Genomic DNA, 10,954 nt, shown 5'->3' with positions numbered 1-10,954 from the left:
GAACCTCGAATGGAACCAAGCGTGGAGGTCATCATGAGTGATGCGCCGAATGATGCACAAGGGGCGACGGGAGCCACAGGGGGCGCGGAGAAGAGCGAGAAGGGCACCCCCAAGGTGGTATGGGACGACTCCTCTCTGAACATGTCCTATGCCAACGTGGTGAACGTCACCAGTACCCGGGAAGAGGTGACCCTGTTCTTCGGCACCAACCAGACCTGGAATGCCCGCGAGTCGGAATTCAAGGTCAAACTGCATGATCGCATCATCCTCAGTCCCTTCGCCGCCAAACGGCTATTGGCGCTGTTGAGCGCCGTGGTGGGGGAGTACGAGAAACGCTACGGCAAGCTGGACATTTCCGACCCCCGGGGGGGACACCCCGGAAGCTAGTCGGCAACGGCGCCGCTAGGAGTCCGACAGCCTCCTAGGGAGGACAGACGCCGGGAGGGGACATCGTGAGAGAAAGTGCCGCGGCCCGACAAGCCGGTGAAGGGGTGGCCGATGAGCGGGTCGCCTTTCTCGATCAGGGGCTCTGGCATCGCCTGGCCGACGCCGAGGATGAGGCCGGCTATCTGGGGGCCTGGTTGTCCCTGCTGGGACGAATGATTTCGGGATGCCGCTTCGCCGTGGTGCTCTTCCATGAGCCGGACGATAACCTCTTGGTACCCATGGCGGCCTGGCCCGAGAACCGCCCCCCCTCGGCGGCACTCTCGGAAGCGGTGGATGCCGCCGTGAGCGAGGGTACCGGGGCGGCTCGCCATATGGGGCAGGAGGGTAGTGAACCGCGCTATGCCCTGGTGTTACCCGTCCATTTCGACGCACGACTGGAGGCCGTGATCGCCCTTGAGGTGATCACGGCCTCTCGCGATTCCCTGCCGGAAATCATGCGGCGGCTGCAGTGGGGGTCGGCCTGGCTGGAGGCCTGGCTGTGGCGGCGGCGGGCGGAGAACGAGGCCCAGCGTCGCGAGCGCATCCAGGCCGCCTTCGACCTGCTGGCCCCGGTGCTGGACGCCCATCACCTGCAGGACGCCTGCGATAGCCTGGCCACCGAGCTGGCGGCCAGCCTGGGGTGTGCCCGCGTCGCCATTGGCCTGCGGCGTCGGGGGCGGCTGCGGATGATCTCGGTATCGCATACCGCCGTCACCGACAGGCGAATGCAGGCCATGCGGCTGATGGCCAATGCCATGGATGAGGCCCTGGATCAGGAGGCCACCCTGGTCTACCCGGCACCGGAGGGACAGGTGCTGTCGACCCTGGCCCATGCCCGCCTGGCGCAAGACGCCGGCGCCACGGCCCTGGTATCGGTGCCCCTGCCCTGGGGCGAGCAGCGCCTTGGCGCCCTGTTGCTGGAGTTCGACGAGGCGGGGCGCATCGACGAACACCTGCTCGATACCCTCGAAGCGGTGGCCGTGGCGGCGGCCCCGGTGCTGGATGCCCGACGGCGCGGGGATCGCTGGTTCCTGGGGCGCGCCTGGGATGCCCTGGTGAGTGTGGCCGGAGCCCTGGTGGGGCCCGGGCACCTGGGCAAGAAGGCCTTGGCGGTGCTGCTGATCGGGGTGGCGGCGTTCTTCTATCTGGCCACCGGGGAGTTCCGGGTCACCAGCGATGTGGTCATCGAGGGTAGTGTGCATCGCACCCTGGCGGCCCCCTTCGATGGCTATGTGGCCGAGGTGCTGGTGCGCCCCGGGGATGTGGTGACGGCGGGGCAGCCGCTGGCCGAGCTGGATGCCACCGACCGTCGGCTCGAACTGCTGCACTGGCTGAGCATGGAGCGCCAGCGCCAGCTGGAGTACGAGCGGGCCCTGGCCGAAGGCGATCGCTCGGCGGTGGCGGTGGCCGGAGCACAGATGGCCCAGGCCCAGGCCCAGGCCGATCTGGCCCGGGAGCAGATCCGCCGCAGCCGACTCGAGGCGCCCTTCGATGCCTATGTGCTGAGTGGCGATCTCTCCCGTTCCGTGGGGGCGGCCCTGTCGCGAGGCCAGCCGATGCTGGAGCTGGCCCCCCTGGACGCCTATCGGGTGGTGCTGATGGTGGACGAGCGCGATATCGGTCACCTCGTGCAAGGCCAGGAGGGACGCCTGGTGCTGTCGGCCCTCCCCGAACGCCCCCTGCCCTTCGTGGTGGAACGCATCACCCCGATCTCCGAGCCCGGCGAGGGGCGCAACCGCTTCCGGGTCGAAGGCATCCTGGAGGACCCCGAGGCACTCAGGCGCCTGCGCCCCGGCATGGAGGGGGTGGCCAAGGTCGCCGTCGATGAGCGGCGCCTCGCCTGGATCTGGAGCTACAAGATCATCGACTGGCTGCGCCTGCAGCTCTGGCGCTGGTGGCCCTGAGATGGCTGGCGAGGGTTCCCTGTTCAGCGTCCACTGGGGGGCCGTGGCGGCGTCCCGGCCCCGGCTGCGTCCCCATGTTCGCCTGCATCGTCATCTCTATCGTGGCCAGCCCTGGTATGTGCTGCAGGACCCGGTCTCGGGCCGCTATCATCGCTTCGCGCCGGGGGCGCAGCGCCTGATGTCCCGGCTGGATGGCGAGCGCACCCTGGACGAGGCCTGGCAGGAGGTGGTGGCCAGCCTGGGCGAGGCGGCCCCGACCCAGGACGAGACGATCCAGCTATTGGGTACCCTGCATGCCGCCGATGCCCTGAGCCATGCTAGTGCCCTGGACCTGGAGGCACTGTTCGAGCGCCGCGACCGCCATCGTCGCCGCCAATGGCTGCAGCGGGTGCGTAGCCCCATGGCCATCCGCCTGCCGCTGCTCGATCCAGACCGTCTCCTCGATCTGCTCTATCCCCTGTTCCGGCCGCTACTGAGCGGTATCGGCGGCGTGCTGTGGTTGGGGGTCGTGCTCGTCGCCGCGGTGCTGGCGGTGATGCACTGGGAGGGGCTCGCCGCGGACGTGTCCAGCCAGCTGATGTCGCTGCATAACCTGCCGCTGCTGGTGGGGGTCTTCATCGTCGTCAAGGCGATCCATGAGCTGGGGCATGGGCTGATGGTGAAGCGCTGGGGGGGCGAGGTGCATGAGCTCGGCATCATGTTCCTGGTCTTTATGCCGGTCCCCTACGTGGATGCCTCGGCGGCGACCGCCTATCCCAGCAAGTGGCAGCGGGCCGCGGTGGGGGCGGCGGGCATCATGGTGGAGTTGCTCCTGGCGGCCTTGGCGATGTTCGTCTGGCTGGAAGCCGAGGAAGGGCTGGTGCGCGCCATCGCCTTCAATGCCATGGTGGTGGGGGGCGTCTCCACCCTGCTGTTCAATGGCAACCCGCTGCTGCGCTTCGATGGCTACTATGTGCTGGCGGACCTGCTCGAGATCCCCAATCTCTTTATGCGCGCCAATCGCTATGTCTTCTACCTGGTGCAGCACTACCTCTTCGGTATGCAGGACGCCCGGTCTCCGGTGACCGCCGAAGGGGAGCGAGGCTGGCTGTTTGTCTACTCCATCGCCTCCTTCGTCTATCGCATGTTCCTGATGACCCTCATCGTGATGTTCGTGGCCTCGCTCTTCTTCACCCTGGGGGTACTGCTGGCCATCTGGGCAGTGGCGCAGATGTTGATCTGGCCCCTGCTGAAGGGCGTGACCTTCCTGCTTACCAGCCCGCGGCTCACCCGGCATCGCGGTCGGGCCTGGTTGGCAACGACCCTGCTGCTCGGTGGCATCCTGCTTCCCGTCGGCCTGGTGCCGGTGCCCCATGCCACCCTGGCGGAGGGGGTGCTCTGGGTGCCGGAGCGCGCGGTGGTGCATGTCTCGGCCGGCGGCTTCGTCGCCGAAGTGCTGGCCGAGCCGGGGGGGCCGGTCGTCGCGGGTGAGCCCCTGGTCAGGCTCGAGGCGCCGTTGCTGGATGCCGAGATTCGGGTGATGGAGGCCCGGGTCGAGGAGTTGGAAGTGCGCCGGGCCCTGGCGGCGGTGAACGACCGCGTCCAGGAACGCATCCTCACCGCCGAGCTGGAACTGGTCGAGGCGCGCCTCGACGAGGCCCGGGAGCGGCGCGAGGCCCTGACCGTGCTCAGCCCGGCGACGGGTATCCTGGCCCTGCCCGCGGACCAGCACCTGGTGGGTCGCTACTTGCCCCGGGGCAAGCAGTTGGCCCTGATCATCGACCCGCGGCGCCCGGTGGTGCGAGGCGTCGTCCCCCAGACGCGCATCGACCTGATCCTGTCGCAGACCCGAGGCGTGGCCGTGCGCCCCGCCGAGGCGCCGCGGCGGGTGCTGGAGGCCACCGCCCTGCGCCTAGTGCCCTCGGCCAGTGGCGAGCTTCCCAGCCTGGTGTTGAGCGCCGAAGGCGGCGGCCGCGAGGCCCTTGACCCGGCATCACCGGAGCGGCCGCTCAGCCTGGAGCCGCTCTTCACCCTGGAGGCCGAGGTGCCGGGGTTGGCCGGGATGCGCGGGGTCGGCGGTCGGCTCTACCTGCGCTTCGATCATGGCAAGGCGCCCCTGGCCGCGCAGCTCTACCGCGCCGTGCGCCAGGTCTTCCTGGAGCGGCTCAATGTCTGAGGCCCTGAGTCATGGTCCGGCACGCGGTGCGCACCTGTGGATTCCGCACCGGGGGCAGCCTCCCTCCCGGGGGGCCGTGGCCTGGAACCTGATCTCCTCCTGGGTCGGGCGCTGGCCGGGGCGGGAGCGGCACCTCGAGGCCCGCTTCCGGGAGGCGTTGGTGAAGGACCGGTGGCGCCCCGCACAGGAGGGGCCGGGGCGGCAACTGATGCAGGCGCTACGCGAGCGGCGGCTAGGCCCGGGCGCCGCCTCGGTCCTGGTGGGGCTGGCGCGTCGCCTGGGCTGGGATGATGACACGGCCCTGCTGATCGATGCCTGGCACATGCTCCTGGGCGGCGTGGTCCTGGGGGACGACCCGCAGTCGGGGCATCGCGCCAGTGAGCTGGCGGCGCTGGCCGCGGCCCAGGCCGGCTGGCAGGTACTGTGCATCATTCCCGAGGGCGAGCCGGGAGGCCTGAGGGCGCGGCGGCTGATGGCGGCGGCCGCGGCCCTCGAGCTGAGCCACGCGCGGATCTCGAGCGAGGATCCCCGTGACCTGCGCCGCCAGGCCTATGGGGCCGCCCTGGTCTGTGTGCCCTTGGCCACCCTGGCCCTGGACCTGTTGCATGGGGCCCGGGAGGCACGGCGCTCTGGGGTGGCGCTGCGTCGCCGCCTCGCCAGGCTCGCCGAAACGGCGCCCCAGGGAGCGCTAGTCTCCTCCGGGCACCCCTGCCTGGCCCTGTTGGTGGATGCCGGCGAGCTGCTCTGTGACCGGGCCCTCGATACCGTCGCCCTGCGGAGTCAGGACGCCTGCAGCAGTGAAAGGGCCCTGGCGACCCAGGCCCTGGCCCTGGCCGAATTACTGCACCCCGAACGCCACTTCGTCCTCTGTGGCGATGAGCGCCTGCCCGAATTGACCGAGGAGGGCGGACGTGTCCTCGAGGGGCTGGCCCATTCGCGGGGTGGACTCCTGCTGGATCCGGCCCTGCGCCATGAGGCCGTGGCCGCCGCCCTGCTGGTGACCCGAGCCTGGCAGGCGGACCGGCAATACGTGGTGGGTCCCGAAGGGATAGCGATTGCCGAGGAACGCCTGCAGCCGCTCCTGGATGCCTGGCGGCCCGGACTGAGAACCCTGCTCGAGGTCGAGCAGGGCCTGGCCAGGTCCGATGCCCTGCTGAGTCAGGCCCGGGTGCACTCCCTGCTGAGTGGGCTGGAGCGGCTGGGGGGCTATGGCTGGTATCGCCAGGCGGTGAGTCATGAATTGGCGCGTCTCTATGATTGCGCCCTGTGGCGGCGGCGTGCTCCGGCCGGGCCGACGAGCATCGCCCTTCACCAGGTCTCGGTGCATAGCGACGCAGAGGCCCTGACGCATGCCCGGGAGCGGCTCGAGGCCGCCGCGCCCGGGACCTGTGGCCTGGTGCTGCCCGATGCCCTGGTGACGGACCTGGAGACCACCGCGGCGCCCGTGTTGTCCCTTTCCGCGGCGTTAAGGGCCTGCCGCTACGGGGGCGACCGGGAAGATCGACCCGAGGCGGCGGTCCTGATCCTGACCGCGGACCAGGACCCCGTCGAGCTGGCCCAGGCGCTGGTGGTGAGGCGCTGGCCGGGGGTGCGACGCTGCGCGGTGATCATGCTGCCCGGCGACGCGGCAGGCTGGCCCTGGTCCCCGCTGGGGCTGCGTGGCAGCCGCTGGCGAGCCGGCAGGCTGGCCAGGCAGCGTGCCGCACTCAAGCGGCGTCTCCTGCAACGCGACCAGGGGATGCAGCGGCTGCTGCACTTCTCGGAGTAGGAAGGAGGGAGTCATGCGGGCATGGCGCGGTTGGCTGATCGGCTTGGGGCTCTGGGCCCCGCTGCTGTGGGCCGATGAGCTGCGTATTCAGGAGTGTCTGATCGAGCCCAGTGCCAGCGTGGAGCTGGGCGCCTCGGGGGAAGGCCTGCTGGAAGCGGTGCTCGTCGATCGCGGTGATCGAGTGACCCAGGGGCAGGTCGTGGCGCGCTTGACCGCTGACCTGGAGGCCGTGACCCTGCGTATTGCCGAAACACGGGCGGCGAATCGTGCCGCCATCGAATCGGGGCGCAGCCGCGTGGCCTATTTCGGTGCCCAGCGGCGTCGTTCCGCCCAGCTACGCGAGCGGCAGCTGGTCGCCGCGGAGGGCCTGGAGCGCAGCCGTACCGAGGAGGCCTTGGCCAATGCCGAGCTGCGACTTGCCGAACTGGAGTATGAACTCGCCCAGCTTGAACGCGAGCGGGCCGATATCCTCCTGGCGCAACGGCAGGTGACCAGCCCCTTCGATGGGGTCGTCCTGGTGCGTCATATGCACCCCGGGGAGTATGTCAACGAGCAGTCGGTGCTGATGACCCTGGTGGCCATGGATCGCCTGCATGTGGAGGCCTTTCTGCCGCTGACCCACTTCCCCGGGATTCGCCCGGGGATGACGCTGATGGTGGAGACCCGGCCCCCCTTCGCGGGGCGCCATGAAGCGGAGGTGGAGACGGTAGACCGCGTCTTCGATGCGGCGAGCGGCACCTTCGGGGTAAGGCTGGTGCTGGATAACCAGGATCGGCAGCTGCCCGCAGGCATCCGCTGCGTCCTGCTGATTCCCGAACAAGTATGAATAACGGATAACGAACAACGGCGCCGCCCTGGGGGCGGCGCCGTTGTGTTGGTGGCTTGTGCCAATGCTTGGCTTAGGCGAAGCGCGGGTGGAGTACCGCCTTGCCGCCGCCGAGGCCGGCCTGCACCAGCAGGGCCAGGGTCCAGAACAGCGGGAACTCCCAGCCGCCACCCGGATTGGAGAACAGCCAGCCGTTGGCCAGGTGGGGCACGGTGGCGCCGATCAGCAGGGGTACCAGGGCCAGGCTCACCCAGCGGGTGTAGATGCCCAGGATCAGGGCCAGGCCGCCACCCACCTCGGCGAGGATGGTCAGGTAGGCGAAGATGGCCGGCAGCCCCAGGGAGTCGAAGAAGGCCACGGTGCCGGGAATGGTGAAGACGAAGATCTTCAGCAGTCCGTGGGCCAGGGTCATGACGCCGAGGGAGAGACGCAACAGGGTAGTGGCATAGGCTTGCATGGCGGTTTCCTCTTGGAAGTTGTCAGGGAATGCCCGCAGTCTATTGTGTTTTTATTGCTTGATAATCGCCAAATATGGAATATGACTGTTTCTTTTAAGTGAATAATGGCGTCGTCGTCACGCCACAATGCGATGAACCATAAAAAAGGCGCTGCCGAAGCAGCGCCCAATCCAGCCAAACTCGTCGTCGATCAGTGGCTATGGCCATGATCCTCGTGGTCGTGGTCGTGGTCGTGGTCGTGGTCGTGGTCGTGGTCGTGGTCGTGGTCGTGGTCGTGGTCGTTATGGCCGTGATCGTCATGCCCCGGCTCGGCCAGGGCCGCATGCAGCACCCGGGCGTTATGGCGCATCATGCCCAGGTAGGTGTTGGCCTCGCCCTCGGCGGCCAGGGCATCGGCATAGAGGGTGCCGGCGATGGGCAGGCCGGTCTCCTCGGCCAACTGGTTGATCACCGCCGGACTGGTCATGTTCTCGTGGAACAGGGCGCGCACGTCCTGTTCGCGGATCACGTCGATCAACTGGGCCATATCGGCGGCGGAGGGCTCGGCCTCGGTGGAGAGGCCCACCGGCGACAGGAAGCGCAGCCCATAGGCGCTGGAGAAGTAGCCGAAGGAATCGTGGCCGGTGATGATGCTGGTGGAGGCGGGAATCTCGCCCAGCAGCTCGCGGATCTCGGCGTCGGTGGCCTCGATCTCGTTGATATAGCGCTCGGCATTGGCACGGTAGGCCGACTCGTTGGTCGGGTCGGCCTCGACCAGGCCGTCGAGGATATTGCCCACATAGACCCTGGCCCTGGCCAGATCCTGCCAGGCATGGGGATCATCGTCGCCATGGGCATGGCCCTTATGGTCGTCTTGCCCATGGTCATCGGGGCCGTGATCGCTATGGTCGTCGTGGCCATGATCGTCGTGGTCGTCATGCCCATGATCGTTATGGTCGTCGTGACCATGATCGTCGTGGTCGTTATGCCCATGGTCATCGTGGCCATGCGCATGCCCATGGTCGTGACCCTGGTAGCCGAGCCGCTCGATGCCCTCGGTGGTGGTGACCAGGGCGCCGGCATAGTCGCTGGAGTCGATCAGCCGCTCCATCCAGCCCTCGAAGCGCAGGCCGTTGAAGACCACCAGGTCGGCATCGGCGATGGCGCGGGCATCCCGGGGGCTGGGGGAGTAGACATGGGCATCGCTGTCCTGGCCCACCAGGGCATGCACCTGAACGTGCTCGCCGCCGACGTTCTCCACCATGTCGGCCAGGATGCTGAAGCTGGCCACCACCGCGAGGCGCTCGTCGGCGTAGAGGGGCGCGGCGGCCAAGGTGCCGGCGGCACCCAGCAGCATTCCAAGGGCAAGGGGCTTGCGCATATCTAGCTTCCTCGAATCGAAGGTAGGGTGGCGAGGCCTAGGCGGCCTCGCCGGTTTCCAGGGGGGTGGCCCGGCGCCGGTACCTGGCCAGCAGGCTATGGTGGCGGCCCAGCAGGGCGGAGAGCACATAGCCGCTGCCGGCCAGCAGGATGATGGCGGGCCCGGAGGGGATGCTCAGGTGGTACGACAGCAGCAGGCCGCCGCTGCTGGCCAGCATGGCCCAGACCACGGCGACGCCGATCAGCCCTTCCAGGCGCTTGCTCCAGAAGCGCGCCGTGGTGGCCGGCAGCATCATCAGGCCCACCGCCATCAGGGTGCCCAGGGTCTGGAAGCCGGCAGTCAGGTTGAGCACCAGCAGGCCCAGGAAGACGCCGTGCACCAGGCCGCTGCGCATGCCCTGGCCGCGCAGGAACAGCGGGTCCAGGCACTCCACCACCAGGGCGCGGAACAGCCAGGCCATGGTCAGCACGATGACGCTGCTGATGGCGGTGATCAGCACCAGGGCCTGGGTATTGACGGCCAGGATGGAGCCGAACAGCACATGGGTGAGGTCGACGCTGCTGCCCCCCAGGGAGACCAGCATCACCCCGGCGGCCAGCGAGATCAGGAAGAAGCTGGCCATGGCCGAGTCCTCCCGATGGCCGGTCATCTGCGACACGCTGCCCGCCAGGGTCGCCACCAGCAGGCCGGAAAGGATGCCGCCCAGGCTCATCACCGGCAGCGAGAAGCCCGCCAGCAGGAAGCCTAGGGCGACCCCCGGCAGGATGGCATGGGCCATGGCATCGCCGATCAGGCTCATGCCGCGCATCATCAGGAAGACCCCCAGGGGCGGGGCGGCCAGGGACAGCGCGAGGCCGGCCACGAAGGCGCGTTTCATGAAGCCGTAGTCGAAGGGCGCGATCAGCCACTCATGCAGGAGTTCTAGCATGCCTGCACCCCCGGAATGCCCAGGGAGAGCGGCGTGACCCGATCGGCGCGGCCGCCGGCGACCTCCTCCACCGTGGTCCAGCGGGCATGGCCACCGCCCAGCACCATCACCTCATCGGCCAGCCGCGACAGCTGCTCCATATCGTGGAGCACCACGATAATGGTGGCGCCGGCATCGGCCATCTCGCGCAGCACCTTCATGATCACGCCGACGGTCTCGGCATCGACGTTGGCGAAGGGCTCGTCGAGCAGCAGCAGCTCGGCCTCCTGCATCAGGGTGCGACCGATCAGGGCGCGCTGGCGCTGGCCGCCGGAGAGCTCGCCCAGGGGGCGGTGCGCCAGGTGCGAGATGCCCAGCCGGCTCATCACCTCGCGGCCCTTGCGGTAGTGATTCTTGCAGTAGCCCTTGAGCGCCCCATGGCTGGGCCAGCTGCCGGTCATCACCAGCTCCTCGACGCTCATCGGGAAGGTCAGGTCCAGGGCCAGCTGCTGGGGCAGCCAGGCGCGGCGTTCCTTGGGCACCGCGCACTCCACCTGCCCGGCGAGGGGCGGCAGCAGCCCCATGATGCCCTGGATCAGGGTGCTCTTGCCGGCGCCGTTGGCGCCGATCAGGGCGGTGATGGCACCGTCGCGGAAGCGCCCGTCCACCTGCTCGAGGACGGTGCGCTTGGCCTGGGCCAGGCTCAGGTCATGCAGCCGTAGCCGGCTGGAAGCGTCGCCAGCCATCAGCCCCACCATCCCGCGGCCCAGGCGACCGTCAACCACAGCGCCGCCAGCGGCGCGGCCGCCAGCAACAGGCGGCGCCCGGCGGAGAGCGACATCAATGAGAAGTGGCACGGCCCTTCCTGGCGGTGCCGATGTGAGCGGTGTGCCATGCTGTGGCCCTCTCAACCGAAAAGCGTAGATATAACATAACAAGAAAGCCGGAAATGATGACACGACTTCCTGCGACTTGCACCGGGTCTTGGCCCCGAAAGCGGGCAGTATCGAGGATTTTGCACGGAATGGCAGCCCCCGAAGGCCTCATGGCGTCACCTTCCGGCGTAGCCGCGACTGCCGTCGGCGCGCGAGCCAGCCGCCCTTGGGCCCCACCAGCATCGACACGACATAGGCAGGTCTCTATTTTGGTA

The 10,954-nt window shown here is 68.6% G+C and carries 10 protein-coding genes; 5 read left to right on the top strand and 5 right to left on the bottom strand.

The genetic code is table 11. The features are described 5' to 3' along the window. Positions 1–33 precede the first annotated feature (33 nt). The 5 genes from ACQ1W9_RS18755 (at position 34) to ACQ1W9_RS18735 (ending at position 7,079) form a co-directional block, all read left to right on the top strand. Complete coding sequence (locus ACQ1W9_RS18755; protein WP_431024659.1) at positions 34–387, top strand: DUF3467 domain-containing protein; 354 nt, start codon at positions 34–36, stop codon at positions 385–387. Positions 388–452: 65 nt separating this feature from the next. Further along, complete coding sequence (locus ACQ1W9_RS18750; protein WP_431024658.1) at positions 453–2,330, top strand: efflux RND transporter periplasmic adaptor subunit; 1,878 nt, start codon at positions 453–455, stop codon at positions 2,328–2,330. Position 2,331: 1 nt separating this feature from the next. Continuing rightward, entirely contained in the window at positions 2,332–4,485 is a 2,154-nt protein-coding gene (locus tag ACQ1W9_RS18745) for a site-2 protease family protein (protein WP_431024657.1), read from the top strand. Continuing rightward, positions 4,478–6,253: a hypothetical protein gene (locus ACQ1W9_RS18740; RefSeq protein WP_431024656.1), complete on the top strand. Its 1,776-nt coding sequence runs from the start codon at positions 4,478–4,480 to the stop codon at positions 6,251–6,253. The genes ACQ1W9_RS18745 and ACQ1W9_RS18740 overlap by 8 nt, the downstream gene beginning before the upstream one ends. A 13-nt stretch (positions 6,254–6,266) precedes the next feature. Beyond that, entirely contained in the window at positions 6,267–7,079 is an 813-nt protein-coding gene (locus ACQ1W9_RS18735; protein ID WP_431024655.1) for an efflux RND transporter periplasmic adaptor subunit, read from the top strand. A gap of 73 nt (positions 7,080–7,152) precedes the next feature. Here ACQ1W9_RS18735 and ACQ1W9_RS18730 read toward each other — a convergent pair whose 3' ends face one another. From ACQ1W9_RS18730 to ACQ1W9_RS18710, 5 genes are all read right to left on the bottom strand, one after another. Next, the gene (locus tag ACQ1W9_RS18730) at positions 7,153–7,536 is read right to left on the bottom strand and encodes a DoxX family protein (RefSeq protein ID WP_146804538.1); all 384 of its coding nucleotides are present in this window, start codon (positions 7,534–7,536) and stop codon (positions 7,153–7,155) included. A 191-nt stretch (positions 7,537–7,727) separates the two neighbouring features. Next, the gene (locus ACQ1W9_RS18725) at positions 7,728–8,897 is read right to left on the bottom strand and encodes a metal ABC transporter solute-binding protein, Zn/Mn family (RefSeq protein ID WP_431024654.1); all 1,170 of its coding nucleotides are present in this window, start codon (positions 8,895–8,897) and stop codon (positions 7,728–7,730) included. Between the two features lie 37 nt (positions 8,898–8,934). Further along, positions 8,935–9,825, bottom strand: coding sequence for a metal ABC transporter permease (locus ACQ1W9_RS18720; protein ID WP_431024653.1), 891 nt, complete (start codon positions 9,823–9,825; stop codon positions 8,935–8,937). Continuing rightward, positions 9,819–10,550: a metal ABC transporter ATP-binding protein gene (locus tag ACQ1W9_RS18715; protein WP_431024652.1), complete on the bottom strand. Its 732-nt coding sequence runs from the start codon at positions 10,548–10,550 to the stop codon at positions 9,819–9,821. The genes ACQ1W9_RS18720 and ACQ1W9_RS18715 overlap by 7 nt, the downstream gene beginning before the upstream one ends. Next, complete coding sequence (locus ACQ1W9_RS18710; protein ID WP_186809968.1) at positions 10,550–10,699, bottom strand: hypothetical protein; 150 nt, start codon at positions 10,697–10,699, stop codon at positions 10,550–10,552. The genes ACQ1W9_RS18715 and ACQ1W9_RS18710 overlap by 1 nt, the downstream gene beginning before the upstream one ends. Positions 10,700–10,954: the final 255 nt, after the last annotated feature.

The organism is Halomonas sp. H5 (assembly GCF_050613175.1).
Lineage (GTDB): Bacteria > Pseudomonadota > Gammaproteobacteria > Pseudomonadales > Halomonadaceae > Bisbaumannia > Bisbaumannia salifodinae.
The sequence above is the reverse complement of the archived record's forward strand: the minus strand, read 5'-3'. Positions and strand labels throughout refer to the sequence as shown.